Here is a 25,693-nt window from a genome sequence, read left to right as displayed (position 1 = left end):
CTCCCATCAGTGCCCGGTGCCGAGGTAGGCGCGAATGACCTCCTCGTTGTTGCGCACCTCATCGGGCGTGCCGTCGCCGATCTTTTTGCCGTAGTCGAGCACCACGACGCGGTCGGAAATGTCCATCACCACGCCCATGTCGTGCTCGATGAGCACGATGGTGGTGCCGAATTCGTCGTTCACGTCGAGAATGAAGCGGCACATGTCCTGCTTTTCCTCGACGTTCATGCCGGCCATCGGCTCGTCGAGCAGCAGCACCTGCGGCTCCATGGCGAGCGCTCTTCCTAAGTCCACGCGCTTTTGCAGGCCGTAGGGCAGCTGGCCCACGGGCGTCTTGCGGTACGCCTGGATTTCGAGAAAGTCGATGATGTGCTCGACCGCCTCGCGCTGGCGCGCCTCCTCGCGCGCCGCCGGGCCTATGCGCAGCGCCTGCAAAAACAGGTTGCTCTTGATCTTGAGGTTGCGCCCGGCCATGAGGTTGTCGATCACGCTCATGCCCTTGAACAGCGCCAGGTTCTGGAAGGTGCGCGCCACGCCCATCTCGGCCACCTGGCGGCTGTTCATGTGGCTGAAGGTCTGGCCACGGAAGGTGATGGAGCCTTCGCTGGGCGTATAGACGCCGTTGATGCAGTTGAGCATCGAGGACTTGCCCGCGCCGTTGGGGCCGATGATGGCGCGGATTTCGTGCTCGCGCACGTTGAAGCTGATGTCGGTGAGCGCGTTCACGCCGCCAAAACGCAGGCTGATGTTGCGCACGTCGAGGATGACATCGCCGATCTTCTTTTTGCTCATGGGGCTTCCTGGACTTTGCAGGGGCATGGGGCTGCTCAGGCCGCGGCCTGCACGGGGGCGAAGGTCTTGGCGTCCACGATCCTGAGCGTGGCGCTGACGCTGCCCGTGCGGCCGTCCTCGAACTTGACCTGCGTCTCGATGAATTGCTCGGTCCGGCCGCCGTACAGCGCATCGACGAGCACGCGGTACTTGTCGGCGATGAAGCCGCGGCGCACCTTGTTCGTGCGCGTGAGCTCGCCGTCGTCGGCGTCGAGCTCCTTGTGCAGCACGAGAAAGCGGCTGATCTGGCTGCCCGCGAGCAGCTTGTCCGCGGCGAGGTCGGTGTTGACCTTTTCCACGCAGTCCTGGATCAGCGCATAGACCTCGGGCTTTTGCGCGAGGTCGGTGTAGCCCGCGTAGGGGAGGTTGCGGCGCTCGGCCCAGTTGCCCACGGCGTCGAAGTCGATGTTGATCATGGCGCAGACCTTCTCGCGCCCGTCGCCCAGCGCCACGGCCTCTTTGATGTAGGGGAAGAACTTGAGCTTGTTCTCCACGTACTTGGGCGCAAACATCGCGCCGTCGAACGGCCCGCCGCGCAGGCGCCCCACGTCCTTCACGCGGTCGATGATCTTGAGGTGGCCGTGCGCGTCGATGAAGCCCGCGTCGCTCGTGTGGTACCAGCCGTCGGGTGTGAGCACCTCGGCCGTGGCCTGCGGGTTTTTGTAGTATTCCTTGAGCAGGCCGGGCGACTTGACGAGGACTTCGCCGTCGTCGGCCACGCGGATCTGTACGCCCTGCACCGGCACGCCCACGGTGTCGGCGCGCGCTTCGTGGTCGGGCTGCAGGCACACGAACACCGCGGTTTCGGTCGAGCCGTAGAGCTGCTTGAGGTTGATGCCTATGGCGCGGTAGAAGTTGAACAGGTCGGGCCCGATCGCCTCGCCTGCCGTGTAGGCCACGCGCACGCGCGAAAAGCCCAGATTGTTGCGCAGCGGCCCATAGACCAGCAGGTTGCCGAGCGCGTACTGCAGTCGCGCGAGCAGGCCCACGGGCTGGCCGTCCATGAGCGCGGGGCCCACGCGCCGCGCCACGTTCATGCAGGCCTCGAACATCTTGCGCTTGAGGGCGCTGGCGTCCTCCATGCGGATCATCACGCTGGTGAGCATGCCCTCGAACACGCGCGGCGGCGCGAAGTAGTACGTGGGCCCGACTTCCTTGAGGTCTATGGACACGGTGCTGGCCGACTCGGGGCAGTTCACCACGTAGCCGCAGGCGAGCCACTGCGCGTAGCTGAAGATGTTTTGCCCGATCCAGGCCGGCGGCAGGTAGGCCAGCACCTCTTCGGTCTGGCCCAGGCGGTCGAACTCGGCGCCCGCCAGCGCGCGGTCGAGCAGCGCGGCGTAGGTGTGCACCACGCCCTTGGGGTTGCCCGTGGTGCCCGAGGTGAAGAACATCGCCGCCACGTCCTCGGGCCGGCCCTGCGCCACCACGGTGCGAAACCACTCGGGCTGCTGCGCCGCGAACGCCTTGCCTGCGGCCAGCAGGGCGGCGAGCGGCTGCAGGCCTGGCTCCTCGTAGTTGCGCAGGCCGCGCGGGTCGTCGTAGTAGAGCTGCGCGAGCGTGGGGCACTGCGCGCGGATTTCGAGCAGCTTGTCCACCTGCTCCTGGTTTTCGAGCACGCAAAAGCGCACTTCGGCGTTGTTGAGCGGAAACACGCACTCGGCCGCGACCGCGTCCTGGTAGAGCGGCACTGGAATCGCGCCCAGCGCCTGCGCGGCCAGCATCGCGGCATAGAGGCGCGGGCGGTTGTCGCCGATCACGACCAGGTGCTCGTGGCGCTGCAGCCCGGCCTGGTGCAGCCCCGCGGCGAGGTGTTCGACCAGCTGCGCGAAGTCGGCCCAGGTGGTGGTCTGCCAGATGCCGTATTCCTTCTCGCGCATGGCCGCGGCCTGGGGGCGCTCGGCCGCATGGCGCAGCAGCAGTTGGGGAAAGGTGGTGAGCATGCAGCTTCCTGAAAATTCCAAAAGTCGGCCCGGGGCATGGCGGGCCCGCCCTGTAACAGTGCGCGCATGCTAGGGCAAGCTTTGACGCCATATTGTCTTTGCGAAGACAATTTAAGGGAAATCACTGAGAGGGATGCCGCTTTTGGCGTCCTTGCGCTCGTGGAAGTCTCGTTTCTCATGCCTCCCGATCCTTCCCTGCACCAGCGCCGCCGCCCGCTCACCGAGGCGGAGCTGCACACCATTCCCTGGCTCGCGCGGATCGAGCCCGACGAGCGCGCGCGGGCCGCAGCTGCACTGCGGGTGGTCGAGGCACGTGCGGGCGACCTCGTGTGCCGCGTCGGCCGGCCCGCGACCTACTGGTTTGGCGTGCTCTCGGGCCTGCTCAAGATGAGCAGCGACACACCGCAGGGCCAGACCATGACCTTCACGGGTCTGCCGCCGGGCGGCTGGTTCGGCGAGGGCACGGCGATGAAGCGCGAGCCCTACCGCTACAACGTGCAGGCGCTGCGCACCAGCCTGGTCGCGGGCCTGCCGGTCGATACCTTCCACTGGCTGCTCGACCATTCCATAGGCTTCAACCGCTTCGTCATGAACCAGCTCAACGAGCGCCTCGGGCAGTTCATCGCCGCGCGTGAGATTGACCGCATCAGCAACCCTGAACTGCGCGTGGCGCGCAGCCTCGCGATCCTGTTCAACCCCGTGCTCTACCCGGGCGTGGGCGCGGTGCTGCGCACCACGCAGCAGGAGCTTGCCTACCTCGTCGGCCTGTCGCGCCAGCGCGTCAACGAGGCGCTCGCCGCACTGCAGGCGCAGGGCGTGATCCGCGTGGAATACGGCGGCGTGCGCGTGCTCGACCTGGAGGCGCTGCGCGGCGGGGCGCTGGCTGGCCAGTGAGTAGGCAGCGTGCGCGCCAAGCGAGCCGGCGCAGGACAATACGCTGCATGCCGTTCTCCTCACGCCCCACCTCATCGTCACCTTCGGCCTCGGCCCCGCGCGCCGGTGCAGCGCCCGCGGCACAGCCTCCTGCGGCCACCGCGAACTCTGCGCCTCCAGCGTCCTTCGTGCGCCCGGTGCTGCGCCGGCCTGCATCTGCCAAGGCCACCCAGGCCGCTCAGCCTGCGGCGCGCCCGCCCCGGGCGGCTGCCGCGTCTGAGTCCGCCCCAAGCCCCGGGCCTTCTGTGGGCAACAATGCCACCGTGCGCCTGAACAAGCGCATGGCCGAGCTCGGTTTGAGCTCGCGCCGCGAGGCCGACGACTGGATCGCGCAGGGCTGGGTGCGTGTCAATGGGCGCGTTGCCGCCATGGGGCAGCAGGTGGCGGCGCAGGACCGCATCGAGCTGGATGCGCGCGCGCAGGGCCAGCAGCAGCGGCTGGTGACGATCTTGCTGCACAAGCCCATGGGCTACGTGAGCGGGCAGGCCGAGGATGGGCACACGCCCGCGGTGGCGCTGATCCAGCCGCGCAACCACTGGCGCGAAGACGCGAGCCGCATACGCTTCGATGCGCAGCAGCTGCGCGGCCTGGCGCCCGCGGGGCGGCTCGACAGCGACTCGGTCGGCCTGCTCGTGCTCACGCAGGACGGGCGCGTGGCGCGGCAGATCATCGGAGAGGATTCGGTCATGGAAAAGGAATACCTCGTGCGCGTGCAGTACGGCGCGGTGAGCAGCAACGTGCAGGCTGCCTTTCCCGCCGCGCAGCTCGCGCGCCTGCGCCACGGCCTGGCGCTCGACGGCCAGCCGCTGCGGCCCGCGCGCGTCGAATGGCAAAACCCCGAGCAGCTGCGCTTCGTGCTCACCGAGGGCAAAAAGCGCCAGATCCGCCGCATGTGCGAGCTCGTGGGCCTGCGCGTCGTCGGGCTCAAGCGCATCCGCATCGGGCGCGTGACCCTGGGCGCGCTGCCGCCCGGGCAGTGGCGCTATCTGCTGCCGCACGAGCAGTTTTGAGTGGATTGCGAATTTTGAGCCAAATCGGCCAAAAGCCAAGGTGTATCAAGCGCTGGCAGCTATCAAAACAATACTTTTCAAGAAAGCCGTGCGCCAGCTCCCAACCGCTTTGACGGCCATTTTTGGGCATGAGCATGGGCCGCCGCTCAGGCCAGCGCCATCGCATAGTCCACGCCGCGCCAGCTGCCCTCGTCCTGCCAGCGCCAGGTGAAGTCGAGGCGCGTGGCGTGGGTGAGCGCAGCGGGCTCGATTTCCACCACGTGCAGACCGATGGGCAGCGCACGGCTGTCCTGCTCGCACACGTCCTGCCAGCCGTCGTGCCCCCAATGCAGGCGTGCGGGGCGCGGCAGCAGCACGAGCAGGCCCTGGCCGCGCGCGATCTGCGTGATCGGCGCGGCCTCGCTCCAGCACGCGAGCGCGGCTTCGGGGCGGCGGCCCTGGTAGCGCGCGGCCACGGCGGGCGGCTGGTCGAGCACGCGGCCGAACTGGCGCGAGAGCACGAGCTTGATGAACTCGGCATGCGCCCAGGCCAGCGGCATCGCACCGCCCGTGGGCCGGCCGGGGAACAAAAAGCGTTCGGGGATGGGCTGCGGCTCGTCCCACACCTGCTCGGGCAGCAGGCCCAGCGGGCTGGCCATGCGCGTCATGGCTTCGAGCTGGGGCAGCGGGTCGCGCCCGGCGGCGAGCTCGTAGTGGCCGCGCTCGCCCGTGAGCAGCGGCCAGCCGCGCCCTATGCCGCTGCCGTCGAAGGGACGCCCGTCGGCGTGTTCGCCGTAGCCGTCGCCAAGGTAGCGGCGCCATACGGGGCCGCTGGGCGTGTCGCGGCGCAGCAGCGCGTCGGCCAGTGCCAGCGTGTCGCGCACCAGCGGGTCGTCGGGCGCACGCAGGCCAAAGCGCACGAGCTGCAAAAAATCCACGCCCACCGTCTCGTCCGCGCGCTGGCCGAGGTCTTGCCGGTGGTTCTTGATCGGCAGCACCTGCTGCAACGCCGCTGGCCCTTGCCAGAGCACCTGCGGCGGCGCGATGCGCGTGTAGTACGCGGCCACGCCATGGCGCTGCGCGAGCGGCGTGCCGCGGGCCACGGTCCAGTCCTCGATGCGGCTGTTCCAGTAGTCGGCCAGCGCCAGCAGCACGCGCGCCGATGCGGCATCGACGAAGCGGCTGCCGGCGACGAGCGCGGCGATCAGCGTGGCGAGCGTGAAGGCGTTGAGGCCGGCGTTTTCTTCCCAGCGGTCTTGCGGGCTGCTCGGGCCGTTGAGCGCGAGGTGGCGCAGCGCCGCGGCCGCCATGGGCGCGGCGTGCAGGCCGTGCAGCGCGTCGCGCTCGGCCAGGCTCGCGGCAAGCAGCACGGGCAAGGCCGTCTCATCGAGCTGGATGCCGGCCCAGTACGCGCGCCCGCCGAGCCACTGGTTTTGGTACCAGCGGCCGTCGGCTTGCTGCGTGGCGATCAGGTAGGCCAGGGTGTTGCGGCAGGCGTGGTGGTCGCCGAGCGCGAGCAGCGCGCCCGCGCATTCGACCAGGTCGCGTGGCCACACCAGGTGGTAGCCGCCCGGCGAGTCCGAGCTGCTGCCCCAGGGGATGCTCAGGCTCGCCACGGCGGCGCCGGGGTAGGTGCGGTCGAGGTGGCTGCGCAGCACCAGCGCCGAGACGGCGAATTCGCGCTTCACCGCGGGCGTGAGGCCGGCCGCGCTGGGCGCCTTGCGGTGCGGCGAGAGCCCGCGCCGGCGCCAGTCGCGCCAGCCGCGCACGTAGGCGTCGAGGCGCTTGGCAAACGGCGCCGCGAGCGCGCTCGCGGCAAGCGTGGCCGCCGCCACCGGGCTGCTGGCAAGGCCCAGCGCAAGCACCGCGTGGCGGCTGCGCAGCGCGCCCGTGAGCGCCACGTTGCCCGGGCCGGCCTCGGCATAGGCCCAGGTCATGGCGCCGTGGCGCGCAAAGTCCTGCCAGCCGTCGGAGTGGCCCACGTAGCCGGCGCTGGTCTGCGCAAAGGCGTCGCTGCCGTTTTCGTCGCAAGCGAGCAGCGCAAGGCCGAACGGCCCCTGTTCGGCCCAGAGCACGCGCCGCGCGCCGTGGCGCGCGACCGCGGCGCGGTTGTGCAAGCCGGTGCTGCCCAGGTGCGGCGCGAGCAGCACGTAGGGGCGCAAGCTCTCATCGCCGCTCAGGACGACTTCGATCAGCAGCACCTCCCGCTCCACGTCGCTGCAGATGCGCAATTGCAGCGTGAAGCGCGGGTGCCGGTGCACGATCACAGGCGCGGGCACGCCGGGGTGCGCCAGGCGCAGCTGGCGGTCTTCGAGGCGCTTGACCTCGACCCAGAAGCCCGCGCCGTCGGCGACGATGAAGCCCAGGTCGCGCGTCTGCGGGATGTCTATGCGCGGCCCATAGACCTCGTTGACGATGCCGTGCCCGCAGGTGAACCACAGCCGCGAGCCTTCGGCGGCCGTGCCGACCAGGTCTTTGTCGCTGCTGCTCCAGGTGGGCGCGATGCCGGGTGCGCCGGGCGCCGTGCCCTGTGGCTCGGCGGCGATGGTGAGGCGGTCGGGTGGGGTCATCCACGTTTTATACCGCCGCAGCGCCGGGTGTGCTTTGTGCGGCGCAATGGGTACGAGAGGGCGCTTGGGCGCTTGGGCGCTTGGGCGCTCAGTCTCCGTCAGCCGCGCCAGAAGAAAAGCCCCGCCATCACGAGCCCCGTGGCCACGATGCCGGCGCGCAGCCAGGGCGCGGGAATGCGCCGCGCGAGGCGCGCGCCGCCGTAGCCGCCCGCCGTAGCCGCAAGCATCATGGCCAGCGCCTGCGGCCAGGCGACGAGGCCGCCGGCTGCGTAGATCAGCACGGCAATCGCCGTGAGCAGGGCCGAGACCATGTTCTTGAGCCCGTTGGCCGCATGCAGCCGCGTCTGCCCGAGCAGGCCGAACAGCGCGAGCAGCAAAATCCCCAGCCCGCCATTGAAGTAGCCGCCATACGCCGCCACGGCGAGCACGCCGGCCTGCGCGCGCAGGCGGGCGCCGGGTGTCATCGGCGCCGGGGCATCGGGCCGCGCAGCCGGGCGCAGGCGCGGGCCGAGCGCGAACAGCGCCGTCGCGGCGAGCAGCAGCCAGGGCACGATGCGGCGGAAGGTGGCGTCGGGCGTGGCCAGCAGCAAGAGCGCGCCGAGCGCCCCGCCCACGAGCGACAGCCCCATGACGGCGCGCAGCGTGAGCCCCGGCGGCGGCGCCAGGTCTTCACGGAAACCCCAGGCGCTTGCGATGTAGCCGGGAAACAGCGCCACGGTGCCGGTGGCGTTGGCCATCACGGGTGGCACGCCGCTGAAGACCAGCGCCGGCAGCGTCAAAAAGCTGCCGCCGCCGGCCACGGCGTTGAGGGCGCCGGCGGTGCCGGCGGCGGCGAGCAAAAGCAAAGTTTCAAGCATGGGTTCAGGCATGGGGAGAGGATTTGCTTGGAAAGCGTAAAGGTGGCACCGGGCATGGTGGGGCGGGCAAGGGAGCGGGCAAGGGGCCGCGTGAGTGCCGCGCTTCGCAGACAATCGGGCCATGGATTTTCCCCTGTTCCAAGCCCAGCACCTGCGCAAAAGCTACGGCGGCCAAGCTGTCGTCGATGGCTTGTCGTTTCACATCGATGCGGGCGAATGCCTGGGCATCATCGGCCCCAACGGCGCGGGCAAGACCACCACGCTGCGCATGTGCCTCGGTCAGGCCACGCCCGACGCGGGCAGCGTGCGCTTTGTTGCGCAGCCGGGCGCGGCGCCGCTTTACATGCCGCGCGACGCGCTCGCGATCAAGGCGCAGATCGGCGTGGTGGCGCAGTTCGACACGCTGGACCCCGACTTCAGCTGCGCCGAGAACCTGCGCGTCTATGGGCGTTACTTCGGTCTGGGGCGCGCCGTGATGGACGCGCGCGTGCCGCAGCTGCTCGAATTCGCCGCGCTCGCCAGCAAGGCCGCAGCCCGGCCCGCGGAGCTCTCGGGCGGCATGCGGCGGCGCCTGTCGCTCGCGCGGGCGCTGGTCAACGATCCGCGCCTGCTCTTGCTCGACGAGCCCACGACGGGGCTGGACCCGCAGGCGCGCCACCTGATGTGGGAGCGCCTGCAGCTGCTGCTGCAGCAGGGCAAGTCGATCCTGCTGACCACGCACTTCATGGACGAAGCCGAGCGCCTGTGCGCGCGCCTGCTGGTGCTGGACCATGGCCGCAAGATCGCCGAAGGCGCGCCGCGCGCGCTGATCGCCGAACACCTGGAGCGCGAGGTGGTCGAGGTCTATGGCCAGGGTGCGACCGCACTCGCGCAGGACGCCGCGCTGCGCGCGCTCGCAGCGCGCGTGGAGACGAGCGGCGAGACGGTGTTTTTCTACACACCCGACGCGCGCCCCTTGCTGCACGCGCTCGAAGCGCATCCGCAACTGCGCACGCTGCACCGCCCGGCCAATCTGGAGGACTTGTTCCTCAAGCTCACGGGGCGGCAGATTCGGGACGAGGGCTGAGAAGGTGTGAACGAGGTAGGCTGGGTTGCAACCCAGCCTTCACATTTTTGATAGCTACTCGCGCTTGATAGACCTTGGGTTTAATGCGTTTTGGCTTGCATCACCTTGCGACATCAGCCTCTCAGATCGCGAGCGGATCGACGTCGATCAGCCAGCGTATCAATCCCTTGTGCGCGGGGTCGGCGCGCGTGGCGTGCAAGAGCGGCTGCCACGCGGCGAGAAAGCGCTGCAGCGCGGTGCGGTGCGGGCTCTCGAGCAGCATTTGCGCGCGCTCCACGTTGGCCACGCGCTGGATCGCGAGCGGCACGGGCGGGTAGAGCGTGACCTGGGCGAGCTCGGGCAGGGTCTGCGCGGCTTCGCTCGCGGCGCGCAGAAAGCCTTGTGCGACTTCCTGCGTGCGCGCGTCGGCGCGCACCAGCGCCTGGAAGCTGAACGGCGGCAGGCCCGCGGCGGCGCGCTCTTGCAGCTGCTGCGCGGCAAAGGCCGGGTAGTCGTGGCGCTTGAGCGCCTCGAACACGGGGTGGTGCGGGTGGCTGGTCTGCACCCACATTTCGCACGGCGTGCCCTGCGCGGCCATGTAGGCGGCATCGCGCCCGGCGCGGCCCGCGGCCTGCATGAGTAGCGCAAACAGGCGCTCGGGCGCGCGAAAGTCGCTCGAAAACAGCGCGCCGTCGGGCTGTACCGCGGCCACGAGCGTGATGCGGCGAAAGTCGTGCCCCTTGGCGATCATCTGCGTGCCCACGAGCACATCGACCTCACCCGCGTGCACCTGTGCTAGCTGGCTTTGCAGCGCCCCTTTGGCGCGCGTGCTGTCGGCGTCTATGCGCACGACGCGCGCGGGCGTGCCGTCGGGGCGCAGCACGGGCGCGAGCAGCTGGGTCAGCTGCTCTTCGAGCTGTTCGGTGCCGCGGCCTATGGGCACGATGTCCAGGCTGCCGCAGGCCGGGCAGGCGCGCGGCACGCGCTGCGTGGTGCCGCAGTGGTGGCAGCGCAGCGTGCGGTCGAGCTTGTGGAACACCTGGTGCGCACTGCAGTGCGGGCAGTCGCTTTTCCAGTCGCAGTCGGCGCAGTGCAGCACCGGGGCGTAGCCGCGCCGGTTGAGCAGGAGCATGCTCTGCTCGCCGCGCGCCACGCGCTCGGCGATGGCCGCGAGCAGCGGCGGCGAGAGCACGCTGCGCCGCGGCTGCTGGTTCATGTCCACGCGGCGCACGCGCGGCAATGCGCCCGCGCCGATGCGGCTGGGCATGTGCAGGCGCAGGTAGCGCCCGCCTGCCGGGTCTTCGGGTGTCGCCGGGCGGCTCGCGTGCCAGCTCTCGAGCGAGGGCGTGGCCGAGCCCAGGATCACCTTCGCGCCCTGCGCGCGCCCGCGCCACAGGGCCAGGTCGCGCGCCGAATAGCGTGCGCCCTCCTGCTGCTTGTAGCTCGGATCGTGTTCCTCATCGACGACGATCAGGCGCAGGCCCGGCAGGCTCGCGAACACGGCCATGCGCGTGCCGAGTACGATGCGCGCGCGGCCCGCGTGCGCGGCGAGCCAGCTCGAAAGGCGCTGCGCGTGCGTCATGCCGCTGTGCAGCGCCACCACCGCGGCGGCGCCAAAGTGCGGCGCAAAGCGCGCGCGAAAACGCTCCTCGAGCTGCGGCGTGAGGTTGATCTCGGGCACCATCACCAGCGCCTGCGCGTCGGGCGCTGCCGCGAGCGCCTCCTGTACGCAGCGCAGATAGACCTCGGTCTTGCCGCTGCCCGTGCTGCCAAACAGCAAAAAAGGCCCTGGTTCAGAGGAAATTTTGGCTCTGGAGCTCTCCTGCTCTGCGCTAAGCACTACGTTTTCGATAGTTTCCGCAGCCGCCTCGGGCGCGGGCGAGCTGCGCCGCAGGCGGCGCGCAATCTGCTCGGTGCTGAGCGAGCGCAGCTGCGGCGGCAGCGCCGCGAGCGCCACTTCGCCCAGGCTGCGCTGGTAGTAGCGCGCCGTGAAGGCCACGAGCCGGCGCCAGTGCGCATCGAGCGGCGCCAGCCCTTCGAGCACGCCCGCGACCGCGCGCAGTTCCACCCCTGGCGCGGGCGGCGCGTCGGCGGCGTCCCACACCACGCCCAGCACCTCGCGCGCGCCCAGCGGCACACGCACCAGCGTGCCCGGCGGCAGCGGCGCCGCGCTGGCGTAGCTCAACAAATCGCCCAGGCCGCTGTGCACCGGCGCGTGCACGGCGACTTGGACGAGGTGGGGCAGGTCAGACATGGTTTGGGAAGAAAGCGCGCCATGGGCTTGATTTTGCAGGGCTTTTGCGTGTGTCCGCAGTTTCTGTGGATAACTTTGTTGAAATCCTGCGTGCACCGCGTGCCAAGCCGCATGGCTGCGTGCGCCGGCTGGGTTGCACGAAAATTCAGCAAAAAGAAAAGGCCTTATGAATCAAGTATCTTTTTCATTGGCCAGGGCTTCCAGAGAGGCGCAGGCGGGCAATTGTCGCGTTGCGCCGCATCAAAAAAATTGTGCACAAGTCCAACTTTTTGCATCTGTCAAGGCCCGGTTTTGGGGCGTTTTTGTGCTAGCTGCGTTCGCGCATTTGGCCTTTTTTCTCTGTTTTGGCATGCAAGTGCTTGATTCGCGTGGGATTTTTGCCGTACTCCACACTTTCTGTGGATAACTTTGTGGACAGGCTTTGTAAATGCTCTGCAAAGCCTTGTCACGCCGTGCTTTGCTCACTTTGTCCAGGAAACGCGCAGGGATTTTAATGCTCGAAAAATCAATGGGTTAGAAAAAACACCGGGACTCTCGCCAGCAGCCATGGCCCGCACCGTATGGGGGCCAAGGGCGCGCTCAGCGCGCCGCGGACTGTGCACAAGTCGTGGCCTGGCGCAGCGCGCGCGACTGGCTGTGCACGGCTTCGACGAGCGCCGTCACATGCTCGGGCGGCGTGAACTGGCTGATGCCGTGGCCGAGGTTGAAGATGTGCGTGGGGCCGCATGTGCTGCGGTCGCCGTGTGGCGCGCCGAAGCTCGCGAGCGCCTGCGCCACCTGCTGCTCGATCTGCGCGGGCGGGGCGAAGAGCACGTTCGGGTCCAGGTTGCCCTGCAGCGCCTTGCCGGGCCCGCCCACCGCGCCGCCGACGAGTGCGCGCGCCTTGCCCAGGTGCGCCGTCCAGTCGAGCCCCAGCACCTCGCAGTCGAGCGCGCGCATGTCTTCGAGCCACTGCGTGCCGCCTTTGGTGAAGACGATGCGCGGCACGTCCTGCCCGTCGGCGCCCGTGCGCTGCAGCTGGGCGAGCACGCGCGCCGTGTAGGCCAGGCTGAACTGCTGGAAGGCGCCGTCGGCGAGCACGCCGCCCCAGCTGTCGAACACCATCACGGCCTGCGCGCCCGCGTCGATCTGCGCGTTCAGGTACGCGGCGACGGAGTCTGCGTTCACCGCGAGGATGCGGTGCATGAGGTCGGGGCGGCTGTAGAGCAGGGTTTTGACGAGCCGGTAGTCGTTGCTGCCCTTGCCTTCGACCATGTAGCAAGCGAGCGTCCAGGGGCTGCCCGAAAAGCCGATCAGCGGCACGCGCCCTTGCAGCGCGCGGCGGATGCTGGTGACGGCGTCGAACACGTAGCGCAGTTTGTCGAGGTCGGGCACGGCGAGCCGGGCCACGTCGGCCTCGTCGCGCACCGCTTTGGCAAAGCGCGGGCCCTCGCCCTCGGCAAACGACAGGCCCAGGCCCATGGCGTCGGGCACGGTGAGGATGTCGCTGAACAAAATCGCGGCGTCGAGCGCAAAGCGCTCGAGCGGCTGCAGCGTGACCTCGGTGGCGAAATCCACGTTCGTGGCGAGCCCCATGAAGCTGCCCGCCTTGGCGCGCGTGGCCTTGTATTCGGGCAGGTAGCGGCCCGCCTGGCGCATCAGCCACACGGGGGTGTAGTCGGTGGCCTGGCGGCGGCAGGCGCGCAAAAAGCAGTCGTTGCGCAGCGGCGCGAACGCGGTGGAAGGGGGATGAGAAACCGTGGCAGTCATGCGGGCGATTGTCGCAGGCCGGCTGGCGCCACTTCCGCTGCTGGCGCCGCTCCCGATGCTTGCGCCGCACTGCGCGCGAGCAGCATCGCGTCGCCGTAGCTGAAAAAGCGGTAGCGCTGCGCGATCGCGTGGCGGTACAAGGCCATGGTGTGCGCGTAGCCTGCAAAGGCGCTCACGAGCATCATCAGCGTGCTCTTGGGCAGGTGGAAGTTGGTCACGAGCAAGTCCACCACCTGGAACGCAAAGCCCGGCGTGATGAAGATGTCGGTCTCGCCGCGCGTGCGCCCAGAGCGCGCCCAGGATTCGAGCGTGCGCACCGTGGTCGTGCCCACGGCGACCACGCGGCCGCCGCGCGCACGGCAGCGCGCGAGCGCCTCGAGCGTGGCGGCGGGGATGTCGTACCACTCGCTGTGCATGTGGTGCGCGGCCAGGTCCTCGGTCTTGACGGGCTGGAAGGTGCCCGCGCCCACGTGCAGCGTGACGCTCGCGCGCTCCACGCCGCGCGCGGCCAGTGCGGCCAGCACGGCGGCGTCGAAATGCAGCGCCGCCGTGGGCGCGGCCACGGCGCCGGGCTGGCGCGCGAACACGGTCTGGTAGCGCTCGGCGTCCTGCGCTTCCTGGGCGGCCTGCGCGGCATCGGCCGACTGCTGCGCGCGCTCTATGTAGGGCGGCAGCGGCATGTGGCCGTAGCGCTCCAGGAGCGCGTAGGGCGTTGCATCGGGCGCGTCTTTCGGCCCGTGCAGCGCGAGGCGAAACAGCGGCCCGTCGGCGTCGGGCCAGCGCCCGAGCAGCGTGGCCGTGAAGCCGCCGCGCTGCGGCCCGCCCGCGATCAGCAGCTTGCTGCCCACGCGCGGCTTTTTGCTGACCTTCATGTGCGCGACGACCTCGTTGCCCGCGAGCACGCGCTCTATCAGCAGCTCCAGCTTGCCGCCGCTGGCTTTTGCGCCGAACAGGCGCGCCTTGAGCACGCGCGTGTCGTTGAACACCAGCAGGTCGCCCGGCTGCAGCAGCGCGGGCAGCTCACGAAAGACGCGATCCACGGGCAGCGCGCCGCGCCCGTCGAGCAGGCGCGCGGCGCTGCGCTCGGGCGCGGGGTGCTGCGCGATCAGCTCGGGCGGTAGATCGAAGTCGAAGTCTTGCAGCGTGAAGTGGCGCGCAGCGCCGGGTTCGGCAGAGGCGGAAGAAGGCATGGCGAGAGGGGCTGGACAGGCCCGCAAGAAGAAAAGGGGGCGAGTATGGCAAAGCTGGAAAGCGCGGCGCCCATGCACTGGTGCGGTTTCGCGCCGCGACGTCGCCGTGGCCGGGTTTATGGGGCCTGCACCGCCTGCACCACGACCTGCGGCCACAGGCGCTGCACGTCGGCCACCTGGGCGAGCGCCGTGCCTGGCGCGAGCAGCGTGGCGGCGCCGGCGGCCATGCCCCAGCGCAGCGCTTCGGGCGGCGCTGCACCTTGTTCCAGCGCCCACAAAATCGCGGCGAGAAAACAGTCGCCCGCGCCCGTGGTGCCGGTAGTCGTGGGCACGGCCAGGGCCGGGGCCTGCCAGACGCCGTCGCGGCCTGCGATCAGCCCGCCTTGCGCGCCCAGCGACAGCGCCACGAGCTCGGCCTGGCCGCTGCGCACCAGCTCTTGCGCGGCGGCTTGCCAGGCGGGCGCGTCGGGCAGCGCCTGGCCGGTGAGTTCACGCAGCTCACGCAGGCTGGGCTTGACCAGCGCCACGCCAACTTGCAGCGCCGCCGCGAGCGCCGGGCCCGAACTGTCGAGCGCAAAGCGCCAGCCCTTGCGCTGCGCGATGCGCGCCGCCTGCGCGTAAAAATCGTCGGGCATACCGAGCGCCAGACTGCCGCTCGCGACGAGCCAGCGCGGCGCGCTTGGCAAGCTCGGCAAGGATTCGAGCCGCTGCAGCACCGCTTGCCATTCGGCCGCGGCCAGCGTGGGGCCGGGCAGCACGAAGCGAAATTCCTGCCCCGTGGCGGTTTCGACCACGGAAAGGTTTTCGCGCGTGTCGTCGGCGATGGGCAGGCACAGCGCGGGCACGCCTTCTCGCTCCAGCAACTGCTGCACCTTGGCACCGGCCGGCCCGCCGGTGAGCGTCCAGGCAGCCACGTCTGCTCCCAGGCGGTGCAGCAGCCGCGCCACGTTGACGCCGCCGCCGCCCGCATAGCGCGTGACGGGGCCGCAGCGCAGCTTGTGCGTGGGCAGCACGCGCTCGGCGGTGGTGGACAAGTCCAGGGCGGGGTTCGGGGTCAGCGTGAGGATAGCGGGCATGGGCGTGGCAGCAAGAGGGCCGGGCCGACACGCCAGCGCATCACCATGGCTGACCAGACTGGCCCGACCAGAGCTCGTTCAGGTCGGGGAAGTTCCATTGTGCCGGGTCTTCGCGGGCCACGATTTTCTCGGAGCAGCCGGGGGCGGACAGGTCGATCACCTCGGGCGGAATGCGCAAGTCCGACTTGGTCGAGAAAAACACTTTCACGCAGGGCATGAGCAGCGACTTGCCGCTTTGCTGCGTGACCACGCCGATGCGCCCCGACGCCAGGCGCACGAGCGAGCCCACGGGGTAGATGCCTATGCTTTTGACGAAAGCCTGAAAGAGCTTGGCGTCGAAGTGGTCGCGCGTCCACTCGGCCATGCGGCGCAGCGACTCGGACGGGTCCCAGCCGTTTTTGTACGGGCGGTTCGAGGTGATGGCGTCATACACGTCGCAGATCGCCGCCATCTTGGCGATCAGCGAGATCTGCGCGCCCGCGAGCTTGTCGGGGTAGCCCGAACCGTCGATTTTTTCGTGGTGGTGCAGCACGGCGTCGAGCACGGCTTCGTGCATGTCGGCGTTGCGCCGCAGCAGCGCCCAGCCGCGCGCGGGGTGCTTGCGCATGAGGGCAAACTCCTCGTCGCTGAGCTTGCCGGGTTTGTTGAGTATCGCCAGCGGGATGAAGGCCTTGCCCATGTCGTGCAGCAGCCCGGCCATGCCGGCGATCTGCGTTTGCTCTGCGTCGAGCCCGATCTGGCGCGCGAGCGCCACCATGAGCCCGCTCACGGCTACAGAGTGCATGTAGGTGTAGTCGTCCGCGGTCTTGAGCCGCGCGAGGCTGATGAGCGCGCTGGGGTTGCGCGTCATCGAGTCGGAAATCTGCTCGACGATGGCGCGTGCGGTGGCCGCGTCGGCCGCCTTGCCCATGCGCGCCTCGCGGAACATATCGACCATGGCTTGCTTGGACGCTTGGCAAATCGAGGCCGCGGCCTGCAATTCGGCGTCCATTGAAGTCGGGGCGAGTGTGCGTGCCGGCGCCAATGGCGCGGTGGACACGGTGAACACCGGCAGTTCGTCGAGCTGGCCGAAGTCGGTGTCGATTTGCGCGTCGGCCTGCTCGCGCGTCGTCGTGGGGGTGCCGGCCGGCACGTCCACGCCTTTGTCGGTGTCTATCCAGACCTCGTGGATGGAAGTCTCCCGGATGCGTTCGAGGTCCTTGGGGTCTTTGAGCAGGAATTGCGCGCGCCAGAACGGATGCTCCATCCAGGAGCCGCAAAACTCGTGCAGGTACATGCCCAGGGTCAGGCTTTGGACGGGGATGCGTTTGAGCATGAGGAAAGAATTTTGTGCGAAGGCTGCGCTCTGACGATGGTGCAGGGATATGCACCAATGCGGCGCGCAATTGTAAAAGGTGGTAACTCGAAGGGGGCGTGGCGAGCATGATAGGCTTTCCGGTGCATTTTCATGTTCCCCACCCGCATGCCCGCTTCCTCGAACGCCGCCGCTGATGTGCGCACCGCCGCAATACAGGAAGCGCCGGACACCGTGCCAGAAAAGCCGGTCAGGGACGCGCGCAAAGCGCCCTTGAGCGGCCCGCAAAAAGCCCTGCGCAAACTCGGCCTGGTGCGCGACATCGACCTAGCGCTGCACCTGCCGCTGCGCTACGAGGACGAAACGCGCATCACGCCGCTCGCGCAGGCGCGCGACGGGCAGGTGGTGCAGATCGAGGCCACGGTCACGGCCAGCGAAGTGCAGCTGCGCCCGCGCCGCCAGCTGCTCGTCACGGTGGAGGACGGCACGGGCAGCTGCGTGCTGCGTTTTTTCAGCTTCTACCCATCGCAGCAAAAGGCGCTCGCCGTGGGCGCGCGCCTGCGCATACGCGGCGAGGTGCGCGGCGGCTTTTGGGGGCGGCAGATGCTGCACCCGGCGTTTCGCCCCGCAGAGGGCGAGCTGCCCGCCGCGCTCACGCCCGTCTATCCGAGCACCGCGGGCCTGCCCCAGCCCTATCTGCGCCGCGCCGTGCTGACGGCGCTCGCGCGCGCCGACCTGTCCGAGACCTTGCCCGCGGGCGTCGCGCCGCCGGGCGCCGAGTTTTTAGATAAAAATGGCCAAAAGTCATTGTTCAACCTGCGTGAGGCGCTCTTTTTTTTGCATAAACCCGCGCCCGACGTGGCGCTCTCCACGCTCGAAGACCGCAGCCATCCGGCATGGCAGCGCCTCAAGGCCGAGGAGTTGCTCGCGCAGCAGCTGTCGCAGTGGCAGGCGCGGCGCGAGCGCGCGCAGCGGCGCGCCCCCCAGCTGCGCGCGCCAGCGGGCGAGCTGCCCGAGCAATTGCTGGCGGCGCTGCCGTTCGAGCTCACCCCAGCGCAGCGCCGCGTGAGCGCGGAGATCGCGCACGACCTCGCGCGCGTGCAGCCCATGCACCGGCTGCTGCAGGGTGACGTGGGCTCGGGCAAGACGGTGGTCGCGGCGCTCGCCGCGGCCACGGCCATCGCCGCGGGCTGGCAGTGCGCGCTCATGGCGCCGACCGAAATCCTCGCCGAGCAGCACTTTGCCAAGCTGGTCGATTGGCTCGCACCCTTGCTCGCGCCGCGCGGCCAGTGCGTGGCCTGGCTCACGGGCAGCCAAAAGAAAAAGGCGCGCGCCGAAATGCTCGCGCTGATCGCCTCGGGCCAAGCCGCGCTGGTCGTGGGCACGCACGCGGTGATTCAAGAGCAGGTGCGCTTTGCGCGCCTGGGCCTGTCCATCATCGACGAGCAACACCGCTTCGGCGTCGCGCAGCGGCTCGCGCTGCGCCAGAAGCTGTCCGCATCGGCGCTAGGAGCCCGTCGGACTTTGGGTGTCGAAAGCGAGCATGCGCCGCAGCCGACGATCCCAAAGTCCGACAGGCTACTAGAACCTCACCTGCTGATGATGAGCGCCACGCCCATCCCGCGCACGCTGGCCATGAGCTACTACGCCGACCTGGACGTCTCGACGATCGACGAGCTGCCGCCGGGCCGCACGCCCGTGGTCACCAAACTGGTGGCCGAGCAGCGCCGCCATGAAGTGATAGAGCGCATCCGCGCCCAGCTCGCGCAGGGGCGGCAGGTGTATTGGGTGTGCCCGCTGATCGAGGAAAGCGAGGCGCTCGACCTGAGCAACGCGACCGCGACGCACGCCGAACTCAGCGCGGCCCTGCCCGGCGTGCGCGTGGGCCTGCTGCACGCGCGCATGCCCAGCGCCGAGAAAAAAGCCGTCATGGCGCAGTTCAGCGGCGGGCACATGGGCGTGCTCGTCAGCACCACGGTGATCGAGGTGGGCGTGGACGTGCCCAACGCGAGCCTGATGGTGATCGAGCACGCCGAGCGCTTCGGCCTGAGCCAGCTGCACCAGCTGCGCGGGCGCGTGGGGCGCGGCAGTGCGGCCTCGGCCTGCGTGTTGCTCTACGCCACGGGCGAGAGCGGCCGCCTGGGCGAGACGGCGCGCGCGCGCCTCAAGGCCATGCTGGAGACCAGCGACGGCTTCGAGATCGCGCGGCGCGACCTGGCCATCCGCGGCCCCGGCGAATTTCTGGGCGCGCGCCAGTCGGGAGAGGCCATGCTGCGCTTTGCCGACCTCGCCACCGACCAAGCCCTGCTCGAATGGGCGCGCGCGCTCGCGCCGCAGATGCTCGATCAACACCCCGACCTCGCCGCGCGCCACGTGGAACGCTGGCTCGGGGGCAAAGAGGAGTATTTGAAGGCCTGACGATGAAGGCGCGGCGCGCTCGCGGGTTGAGCGGGTTTGGGGCAAGCCAGCTTGCGCGGGCAGCATCTATCATCGGGCAGAGACAGCCACCCCCAGCCCCAGCGACCGCGCACGCACCTTGATACGAGCCCATGGCCCTCTTTCCCCAAGGTTTGACCCAGATCGACAAGCGCTGCGCCAATGCGGGCGAGCGCGCCGTGCTGCACCAGCTCAAGCGCTGCCTGTCCGACGATTACATGGTCTGGCACGACGTGCCCATAGGGCCGAAGGCGCGCCAGCCGGACTTCGTGGTCTTCAGCCCGCGGCGCGGCTTGCTGATTCTGGAGGTCAAGCACTGGGCCTGGGGCTCGCTGCGCGCGTACAACCGGCACAGCGTGGAGCTGACCACGGCGCGCGGCCTCGTCACCGTGGCGCACCCTTTGCTGCAGGCGCGCGGCTATGCGCTGGAGCTCAACGAAGTTCTGGAGCGCGACCCCGCGCTGATCCAGGACGCGCCGCCGTTTCGTGGCAAGTCGCGCGTGCCCTATGGCTGGGGCTGCGTGCTCTCGAACGTGCGACGCAAGCAGGTCGAGGGCACGGACTTTGCCGAGGTGTTCCCGGACTTCAAAACCCTGCTGCGCGACGACCTCTGCGAAGAGCTCGATCCTTACGAATTCGAAAAACGCCTGTGGGGCATGTACGCGGGCTGGACGCCGCAGGCGCTGACCCTGCCGCAGCGTGACCGCGTGCGCTGGCATCTGTTCCCGGAAGTGCGTGTGCAGCAGGCGTCTTTGTTCGAGGCGCAGGAGCAGGGCGCACCTGCCCTCGCGCTGCCCGACCTGATGCAGGTCATGGACTTGCAGCAGGAACAGGTCGCGCGCACGCTGGGCGAAGGGCACCGTGTGATCCACGGCCCCGCAGGCTCGGGCAAGACCATGATCCTGATCTTCCGCGCGCAGCAACTGGCGGCCGCGGCGGCGCTGGAGCGGCCGATCCTGGTGCTGTGCTTCAACAGAACCCTGGCCCAGCGCATCGAAGCCAGCCTGCGCCAGCGCGGCGTCGATGAACGTGTGCAGGTGCGCACTTTCCATGGCTGGTGCCAGGACATGGTGCGCAGCTACCAGCTCGATGTGCCGCAGCACTTGTCGGGCGATGCCTACTTTGCCGCGTTGGCCGAGACGGTGGAGCGCGCCGTGGCGCGTGGCCTGGTGCCGGGCGGGCAATATCTGGCGCTGCTGATTGACGAGGCGCACGACTTCGAAGACGCCTGGCTGCGCGTGGCCGCGCGCATGGTCGATCCGGCAACGAACGCGCTGCTCGTGCTCTACGACGACGCGCAATCCATCTACCAAAAAAAGCGCCGCAAGTTCAACTTCGCCAGCGTAGGCATTCAGGCCCAGGGCCGCACCAGCATCCTCAAACTCAACTACCGCAACACCGCCGAGGTGCTGGCCCTGGCCATGCACTGCGCGCAAGGCCTGCTGGCCGAGCGGCCAGCCACCGACGACCAGATGCAGGCCGTGCAGCCCGCCAGCGCAGGCCGGCGCGGCCCGCTGCCGGTATTGCTGCAGGCTCCCAATGTGCGTGAAGAAGCCGAGCTGGTGGCCGAGCGCATCGCCCAGGCCCTGGCCGACGGGCGCGCCGCCGACGACATCGCCGTGCTGTTTCGCACCCGCCAGCGCATGGTGTTGGTCGCAGCGGCATTGCAGCGCCGCGGCATCGCCGTGCAATCCATGGCGACGCCGGGCTTTCGCGCCTTTGTCTGGAAGCGCCCCAGCGTCAAGCTGATGACGCTGCACAGCTCCAAAGGGCTGGAGTTTGCGCTCGTGCTGATCGCGGGGCTCGATGCCATGCCCTGGAAGGGCGAGCCCATGGACGAGGAGCTGCGCCTGCTCTATGTCGGCATGACGCGCGCCACGCACGAGCTGGTGCTGTCTGCCGCCGGCACCTCGCCCATGGTGCAGCGGGTGCACAACTCGCTCGAAGCTGTGGCGCTGCAGTTTGCAGAGCAAGAAGCGCATGTTTGACGGGCACAAGAGGCCAATTTTTCGTATCTGTACCATTCGCCCATGACCCTCACCGAGCTCAAATACATCGTCGCGCTCGCACGCGCCAAACACTTCGGCCACGCTGCAGAGGCTTGCCATGTCTCGCAGCCCACCCTGTCGGTGGCGATCAAAAAGCTCGAGGAAGAGCTCGACGTCAAGCTCTTCGAGCGCAATGCCGGCGATGTGGCCGTCACGCCGCTGGGCGAAGAAATCGTGCGCCAGGCGCAAGTCGTGCTGGAGCAGGCCGCCGCGATCAAAGAGATCGCGCGGCGCGGCAAGGACCCGCTCGCGGGCGTGCTGCACCTGGGCGTGATCTACACCATAGGCCCCTACCTGCTGCCCGAACTGGTGCGCCGCAGCATGGAGCGCACGCCGCAAATGCCGCTGCTGCTGCAGGAAAACTTCACGCTGAAACTGCTCGACATGCTGCGCACGGGCGAGATCGATTGCGCGATCCTCGCCGAGCCCTTTCCCGACACCAACCTCGCGATCGCACCGCTGTACGACGAGCCCTTCATGGCCGCCATCCCGGCCAAGCACCCGCTGGCCCAGCGCAAGAGCGTGTCGGCTACCGAACTGCGCGACGAGACCATGCTGCTGCTGGGCTCAGGCCATTGCTTTCGCGACCAAGTGCTCGAGGTCTGCCCCGAATTCGCGCGCTTTTCCACCAACGCCGAGGGCATGCGGCGCACCTTCGAGGGCTCGTCGCTCGAAACCATCAAGCACATGGTGGCCGAGGGCATGGGCGTGACGCTGGTGCCGCAACTCGCCGTGCCACGTACCGCACTGCCCGGCAACGCGCGCCGGCGCAAGAGCGATGATGCCCTGGTGCGCTACCTGCCGCTGCACGCCGATGAGAACGGCCCGCCGCCCTCGCGCCGCGTGGTGCTGGCCTGGCGGCGCAGCTTCACGCGCTATGAAGCCATCGCCGCGCTGCGCAACGCCGTCTATGCGTGCGAGCTGCCCGGCGTAAAGCGGCTGACTTGACGCGGCTGACCTGACGCGGCTGACCTGACGCGCTCGAACCAGCCCGACGCCCGCCGCGTTCACGCGCCCGAGAGGATCTCGTGCGTGAGGTTGTCCACGACCACGGGCGTGTGCAAGTAGGTGAGCTGCGGCGCGCTGCCGTACTTTTCGCGCACGAAGGCGCGCCAGGCATCGTCGTACACGGCCTGCGCCGCTTCGCGGCTTTGCCACAGGTACACGCCGCCGGCCGTGCGGCCATCATCCGAGAGCACGTAATACTTGCGCAGCAGCCCCGGCAGGTTCTGGTAGCGCGGTGCGGTGCTGAGAAAAATCTTCTGTGCCTCCTCCTGCGTGATGGGCTGGGGCAGGGCGAAGGTGACGATGGCGGTGATCATGAGGGTCTCCTTTATTGCTTCGGTATGAATAGCTGCTAGGAGCCTGTCGGGCTTTGGAATCGTCGGCTGCGAATGCGCCGCAGCGGCCCACTTTTCACCGGCCTCTTGCCCCATAGTCCTGCTATGGGGCGGCGAATCCGGCAAAAACTGGTCTCGCTGGGGCACATTCTCGCTTTCGACGCCCAAAGCCCGACAGGCTCCTGGCGCTTATTGGTATTGCCTGAAATGCCAATTTTGGCATTGAGAAATTAGGCCAGCCGCGCGATGCGCTCCTGCCAGCGCGCGAGCACTTCGGGGTTCTTGGTGTAGAGCGCCGGCGCGCCGCGCAAGAGGCGGCGCACATTCTCGGCGATGGCCTGGCGCAGCGACGCCATGACTTCGTGGCCCTGGCCGATGATGTGCGGCGTCAGGATCACGTTGTCGCTGCCGACGAAGGCGTGCAGCGGGCTGTCGGCGGGCAGCGGCTCGTGCATGAAGGTGTCGAGCGCAGCGCCCGCGATGCGGCGCTCCTGCAGCGCGCGCACCAGCGCCGCCTCGTCGATGGCTGCGCCGCGCGAGGTGTTGACGAGGTACGCCGTCGGCTTCATGAGGCCGAGTTCGCGCGCACCGATCAGTCCTTGCGTCTCGGCCGTCAAGGTGACATGCAGGCTCACGAAGTCGGCGCGCCGCAGCAACGCGTCGAGCGTGACCCGCGTGGCGCCTGGCGGGGCTTGTTCTTGCGGCACGTAGGGGTCGAAATACAGCAGTTGCGCCTCCCAGCCGCGCAGGCGCTCGACCACGCCGTGCGCGATGCGGCCCATGCCCACGAGCCCGATGGTGCTACCGCGCACGCTGCGCGAGAGAAGCTCGCGCGGGCGCGGCGCGTTCTCGGCCAGCAGGCGCTGCTTGTGGGGTAACTGCATGGCTAGCGCCGCGATCAGCATCACGGTGGCCTCAGCCATGCCCAGGTAGTTTTCGGGCGTGGCGCCGTGCGCCACCAGAATGCCGAGCTCCGTGGCGGCCGCGACGTCGATGTTCTCGACCCCGATCGCCGGCGCCACCACCGCGCGCAGCCGCGGCAGCGCCTGCAGCAAAGCCCGATCGACACGCAAGCCCGGCGTGGCGACGATGATGTTCGCGCGCTGCAACAGCGGCAGCTGCCCCGTCGCATCGACGCGCGGCGGCACCTCGTGCGCCGCCGGCCCGCGCACGATTTCATAACCCTGGCCGGCCAGCGCCTCGGCCATCGTGTCGCCTATCCAATCACCGGGAATGAAAATCACGGGAGGATTCAGATGCATGCTGCACTCCTTGTTCGGTAGCATTGCTGCGCGCCAAAATGGCCGCCCCGCGCGCCAGGTGCCGTGGCTGGGCTGGCGCCGCCACCCAGCCTGAGGTCGGTGCGATGCATCTGCGGGAAGCGTTTTCGACTCTATCAGCGCGGCACACGCATGGCCTTGCCCTATGCTCCATGCCCCATGAATGCACTCCAACTCTTTTTGCCCTGCGCCGGTGGCGTGGAAAGCTATCTGGCCGACGAGGTACACGCGCTCACTGGCCGCACCGGGCAGGACTTGCTCGTCGGGCGCGGCGGCGTGCTGCTGCGCGCGGCCTGGCGCGATGCGCTGCGCCTGAACCTGCACAGCCGCCTCGCGCAGCGCGTGCTCGTGCTGCTGAACGAGCGCCCCTACCGCAGCGAAAACGATCTCTACGAGCTGGCAAGCGATGTCGCCTGGGAGGCCTGGTTCACGCCGCGCCAGACCTTCAAAGTCGAGGTCAGCACGCAGCACAGTCCCTTGCAGAGCCTGCACTTCGCCGGTCTGCGCGTGAAGGACGCCGTGGCCGATCGCTTCCGAGCCAAAACCGGCGTGCGCCCCGACGTGGACACCCGGCGGCCGCAGGTGCGCCTGCACCTGCACCTGGACCCCGAGCAGGCCGCGCTCTACATCGACACCTCGGGCGAGCCACTCTTCAAGCGCGGCTGGCGCCTCGACAAGGGCGACGCCCCGCTCAAGGAAACCCTGGCCGCGGCCATGATCGCGGCCAGCGGCTGGGACCCGCACTCAGACGCCCCCGTGCCGCTGTATGACCCTTGCTGCGGCAGCGGCACCATCGTCATCGAGGCCGCGCAAATCGCCTGCTGCATCCCGCCCGGTTTGCACCGCGGCTTCGCGTTCGAGCGCCTGCTGCCCTTTCAGGCACATGTCTGGCAAGCTATCAAAGAAGAAGCTGCTAAGGCAATCCAGTCAAGCGCTGTGCCCATTTTTGGCAGTGATATTTCGCACCGCATGGTGGACTTTGCGCAGCGCAACGCCGAGCGCGCGGGGGTGGCGCAAGCCGTGCAGCTGCGCGGCGGCGACGCGCTGCAACGCCTGCCGCCTTGCGCGCCGCCCGGCGTGCTGCTGCTCAACCCGCCCTATGGCGAGCGGATCGCCGCGGCAGGCCATGCAGGCCAGAACGCCGCCGCACGCGCCGCGCTGCGCGCGCAAGGCGCCGCCGTAGGTCGCGAGGTTGCGCAAGCCCATCCAGCCGGCGATGCAGAGGAAGGCGGCGACTTTTTCCGCCAGCTCGCCGCGCACTGGAAAAAGCACTACGCAGGCTGGACGGCTTGGCTGCTCTCGCCCGACCCCAAGCTGCCCAGCAAGATGCGCCTCAAAGAATCGCGCCGCATCCCGATGTGGAACGGCCCCATCGAGTGTCGCCTGCTGCGCTTCGACCTAGTGCAAGGCAGCGCGCGTCCAGCACGACCTGCTATCGATGGAGCATAAAATTTTGCGACAGGTGGCCTGCGGCGCTCATCAGCGCCTTTCGCCCCAGGCCGCAGAAAATTCTTCCGTCAAAGTTCGCGCATCCCCTAATTTTCGCTATAGAATAGCGGGCTCAGCTGCTGAGCGCCCCAAGTCTGAAGATGTGGGGGGTGTGGCAGCAAGAGTGCCAGCGAAGCTGGGGGAGCTGGTGAAAGCCTGCGGGGAGTTGCGAAGCGACTGCTGAGCGGGGTGAAGAAAGCCGATAGACCCCATGGTTTGCTCGGAGATAAAAAAGATTGCTAGAATACGCGGCTCAGCTGATTGCAGCTGAGGTGCAAAGCGGCAAAAGTTTAGAAAAGCTTTTGTAGCGCGGATCCTTAAAAACACACAGCCGATAAGCGTGGGCGTTTGAGCTAAGTGCGCAAAGTCC

Annotated in this window: 18 protein-coding genes; 7 read left to right on the top strand and 11 right to left on the bottom strand. The window is 68.7% G+C overall.

What is annotated here, in order from left to right; translation table 11 throughout:
• Positions 1 to 6: 6 nt before the first annotated feature.
• Together FK527_RS05220 and FK527_RS05215 are read right to left on the bottom strand one after the other, a co-directional pair.
• The gene (locus tag FK527_RS05220) at positions 7 to 792 is read right to left on the bottom strand and encodes an ABC transporter ATP-binding protein (RefSeq protein WP_144730775.1); all 786 of its coding nucleotides are present in this window, start codon (positions 790 to 792) and stop codon (positions 7 to 9) included.
• A 35-nt stretch (positions 793 to 827) separates the two neighbouring features.
• The gene (locus FK527_RS05215; RefSeq protein WP_144730773.1) at positions 828 to 2,774 is read right to left on the bottom strand and encodes an AMP-dependent synthetase/ligase; all 1,947 of its coding nucleotides are present in this window, start codon (positions 2,772 to 2,774) and stop codon (positions 828 to 830) included.
• A gap of 177 nt (positions 2,775 to 2,951) precedes the next feature.
• Between FK527_RS05215 and FK527_RS05210 the strand changes: the two genes are divergently transcribed.
• Together FK527_RS05210 and FK527_RS05205 are read left to right on the top strand one after the other, a co-directional pair.
• Complete coding sequence (locus FK527_RS05210) at positions 2,952 to 3,668, top strand: Crp/Fnr family transcriptional regulator (RefSeq protein ID WP_144730770.1); 717 nt, start codon at positions 2,952 to 2,954, stop codon at positions 3,666 to 3,668.
• Positions 3,669 to 3,715: 47 nt separating this feature from the next.
• Positions 3,716 to 4,717 (top strand): pseudouridine synthase, encoded by a 1,002-nt coding sequence (locus FK527_RS05205; RefSeq protein WP_144730768.1) that lies wholly within the window; start codon positions 3,716 to 3,718, stop codon positions 4,715 to 4,717.
• A gap of 146 nt (positions 4,718 to 4,863) precedes the next feature.
• Here the strand turns inward: FK527_RS05205 and FK527_RS05200 are convergent, their stop codons facing one another.
• Positions 4,864 to 7,266 carry a glycoside hydrolase family 15 protein gene (locus FK527_RS05200; RefSeq protein WP_144730766.1) on the bottom strand — a complete coding sequence of 801 codons (2,403 nt, stop codon included), beginning with the start codon at positions 7,264 to 7,266 and terminating at the stop codon, positions 4,864 to 4,866.
• A 98-nt stretch (positions 7,267 to 7,364) separates the two neighbouring features.
• A complete protein-coding gene (locus FK527_RS05195; protein WP_144731097.1) occupies positions 7,365 to 8,123 on the bottom strand; it encodes a sulfite exporter TauE/SafE family protein in 759 nt (252 codons plus the stop codon).
• A 121-nt stretch (positions 8,124 to 8,244) separates the two neighbouring features.
• Here FK527_RS05195 and FK527_RS05190 point away from each other — a divergent pair, with 121 nt between their 5' ends.
• The gene (locus tag FK527_RS05190; protein WP_144730764.1) at positions 8,245 to 9,189 is read left to right on the top strand and encodes an ATP-binding cassette domain-containing protein; all 945 of its coding nucleotides are present in this window, start codon (positions 8,245 to 8,247) and stop codon (positions 9,187 to 9,189) included.
• Positions 9,190 to 9,310: 121 nt separating this feature from the next.
• On the opposite strand, the gene priA is transcribed toward FK527_RS05190, so the two are convergent.
• The 5 genes from priA to FK527_RS05165 all read right to left on the bottom strand — a co-directional run bounded on the left by priA (position 9,311) and on the right by FK527_RS05165 (position 16,752).
• Complete coding sequence (priA, locus tag FK527_RS05185; RefSeq protein ID WP_144730762.1) at positions 9,311 to 11,422, bottom strand: replication restart helicase PriA; 2,112 nt, start codon at positions 11,420 to 11,422, stop codon at positions 9,311 to 9,313.
• 579 nt (positions 11,423 to 12,001) lie between these two features.
• Positions 12,002 to 13,171: a uroporphyrinogen decarboxylase gene (gene hemE / locus FK527_RS05180; RefSeq protein WP_144730760.1), complete on the bottom strand. Its 1,170-nt coding sequence runs from the start codon at positions 13,169 to 13,171 to the stop codon at positions 12,002 to 12,004.
• Positions 13,168 to 14,361, bottom strand: a complete 1,194-nt coding sequence (gene queA / locus FK527_RS05175; protein ID WP_144730758.1) for a tRNA preQ1(34) S-adenosylmethionine ribosyltransferase-isomerase QueA — start codon at positions 14,359 to 14,361, stop codon at positions 13,168 to 13,170. The genes hemE and queA overlap by 4 nt, the downstream gene beginning before the upstream one ends.
• Before the next feature lie 116 nt (positions 14,362 to 14,477).
• Positions 14,478 to 15,437 carry a 1-phosphofructokinase family hexose kinase gene (locus tag FK527_RS05170; RefSeq protein ID WP_144730756.1) on the bottom strand — a complete coding sequence of 320 codons (960 nt, stop codon included), beginning with the start codon at positions 15,435 to 15,437 and terminating at the stop codon, positions 14,478 to 14,480.
• A 40-nt stretch (positions 15,438 to 15,477) separates the two neighbouring features.
• A complete protein-coding gene (locus FK527_RS05165) occupies positions 15,478 to 16,752 on the bottom strand; it encodes a cyclic di-GMP phosphodiesterase (protein WP_144730754.1) in 1,275 nt (424 codons plus the stop codon).
• 147 nt (positions 16,753 to 16,899) lie between these two features.
• On the opposite strand from FK527_RS05165, the gene recG reads away from it, so the two are divergent.
• From recG to FK527_RS05150, 3 genes are all read left to right on the top strand, one after another.
• Positions 16,900 to 19,149: an ATP-dependent DNA helicase RecG gene (gene recG, locus FK527_RS05160; RefSeq protein ID WP_144731095.1), complete on the top strand. Its 2,250-nt coding sequence runs from the start codon at positions 16,900 to 16,902 to the stop codon at positions 19,147 to 19,149.
• A gap of 131 nt (positions 19,150 to 19,280) precedes the next feature.
• Positions 19,281 to 21,155: a DEAD/DEAH box helicase gene (locus FK527_RS05155; protein WP_144730752.1), complete on the top strand. Its 1,875-nt coding sequence runs from the start codon at positions 19,281 to 19,283 to the stop codon at positions 21,153 to 21,155.
• A 42-nt stretch (positions 21,156 to 21,197) separates the two neighbouring features.
• Complete coding sequence (locus FK527_RS05150; RefSeq protein WP_144730750.1) at positions 21,198 to 22,163, top strand: LysR substrate-binding domain-containing protein; 966 nt, start codon at positions 21,198 to 21,200, stop codon at positions 22,161 to 22,163.
• 59 nt (positions 22,164 to 22,222) lie between these two features.
• Here the strand turns inward: FK527_RS05150 and FK527_RS05145 are convergent, their stop codons facing one another.
• Together FK527_RS05145 and FK527_RS05140 are read right to left on the bottom strand one after the other, a co-directional pair.
• Positions 22,223 to 22,537, bottom strand: coding sequence for a YdhR family protein (locus FK527_RS05145; protein WP_144730748.1), 315 nt, complete (start codon positions 22,535 to 22,537; stop codon positions 22,223 to 22,225).
• A gap of 248 nt (positions 22,538 to 22,785) precedes the next feature.
• The gene (locus FK527_RS05140; RefSeq protein ID WP_186298389.1) at positions 22,786 to 23,817 is read right to left on the bottom strand and encodes an NAD(P)-dependent oxidoreductase; all 1,032 of its coding nucleotides are present in this window, start codon (positions 23,815 to 23,817) and stop codon (positions 22,786 to 22,788) included.
• 177 nt (positions 23,818 to 23,994) lie between these two features.
• Between FK527_RS05140 and FK527_RS05135 the strand changes: the two genes are divergently transcribed.
• Positions 23,995 to 25,284: a THUMP domain-containing class I SAM-dependent RNA methyltransferase gene (locus FK527_RS05135; RefSeq protein WP_144730744.1), complete on the top strand. Its 1,290-nt coding sequence runs from the start codon at positions 23,995 to 23,997 to the stop codon at positions 25,282 to 25,284.
• Positions 25,285 to 25,693 lie beyond the last annotated feature (409 nt).

Origin of the sequence: Extensimonas perlucida (assembly GCF_007655255.1) — a bacterium.
GTDB lineage: Bacteria > Pseudomonadota > Gammaproteobacteria > Burkholderiales > Burkholderiaceae_C > Extensimonas > Extensimonas perlucida.
This window is presented reverse-complemented; position numbering and strand designations above follow the sequence as displayed.

What these genes read in the sequence shown, in the direction of transcription:
- FK527_RS05220 (WP_144730775.1), bottom strand. Translation starts at nt 792, where the DNA reads ATGAGCAAAAAGAAGATCGGCGATGTCATCCTCGACGTGCGCAACATC.
- FK527_RS05215 (WP_144730773.1), bottom strand. Translation starts at nt 2,774, where the DNA reads ATGCTCACCACCTTTCCCCAACTGCTGCTGCGCCATGCGGCCGAGCGC.
- FK527_RS05210 (WP_144730770.1), top strand. Translation starts at nt 2,952, where the DNA reads ATGCCTCCCGATCCTTCCCTGCACCAGCGCCGCCGCCCGCTCACCGAG.
- FK527_RS05205 (WP_144730768.1), top strand. Translation starts at nt 3,716, where the DNA reads ATGCCGTTCTCCTCACGCCCCACCTCATCGTCACCTTCGGCCTCGGCC.
- FK527_RS05200 (WP_144730766.1), bottom strand. Translation starts at nt 7,266, where the DNA reads ATGACCCCACCCGACCGCCTCACCATCGCCGCCGAGCCACAGGGCACG.
- FK527_RS05195 (WP_144731097.1), bottom strand. Translation starts at nt 8,123, where the DNA reads ATGCTTGAAACTTTGCTTTTGCTCGCCGCCGCCGGCACCGCCGGCGCC.
- FK527_RS05190 (WP_144730764.1), top strand. Translation starts at nt 8,245, where the DNA reads ATGGATTTTCCCCTGTTCCAAGCCCAGCACCTGCGCAAAAGCTACGGC.
- priA (WP_144730762.1), bottom strand. Translation starts at nt 11,422, where the DNA reads ATGTCTGACCTGCCCCACCTCGTCCAAGTCGCCGTGCACGCGCCGGTG.
- hemE (WP_144730760.1), bottom strand. Translation starts at nt 13,171, where the DNA reads ATGACTGCCACGGTTTCTCATCCCCCTTCCACCGCGTTCGCGCCGCTG.
- queA (WP_144730758.1), bottom strand. Translation starts at nt 14,361, where the DNA reads ATGCCTTCTTCCGCCTCTGCCGAACCCGGCGCTGCGCGCCACTTCACG.
- FK527_RS05170 (WP_144730756.1), bottom strand. Translation starts at nt 15,437, where the DNA reads ATGCCCGCTATCCTCACGCTGACCCCGAACCCCGCCCTGGACTTGTCC.
- FK527_RS05165 (WP_144730754.1), bottom strand. Translation starts at nt 16,752, where the DNA reads ATGCTCAAACGCATCCCCGTCCAAAGCCTGACCCTGGGCATGTACCTG.
- recG (WP_144731095.1), top strand. Translation starts at nt 16,900, where the DNA reads ATGCCCGCTTCCTCGAACGCCGCCGCTGATGTGCGCACCGCCGCAATA.
- FK527_RS05155 (WP_144730752.1), top strand. Translation starts at nt 19,281, where the DNA reads ATGGCCCTCTTTCCCCAAGGTTTGACCCAGATCGACAAGCGCTGCGCC.
- FK527_RS05150 (WP_144730750.1), top strand. Translation starts at nt 21,198, where the DNA reads ATGACCCTCACCGAGCTCAAATACATCGTCGCGCTCGCACGCGCCAAA.
- FK527_RS05145 (WP_144730748.1), bottom strand. Translation starts at nt 22,537, where the DNA reads ATGATCACCGCCATCGTCACCTTCGCCCTGCCCCAGCCCATCACGCAG.
- FK527_RS05140 (WP_186298389.1), bottom strand. Translation starts at nt 23,817, where the DNA reads ATGCATCTGAATCCTCCCGTGATTTTCATTCCCGGTGATTGGATAGGC.
- FK527_RS05135 (WP_144730744.1), top strand. Translation starts at nt 23,995, where the DNA reads ATGAATGCACTCCAACTCTTTTTGCCCTGCGCCGGTGGCGTGGAAAGC.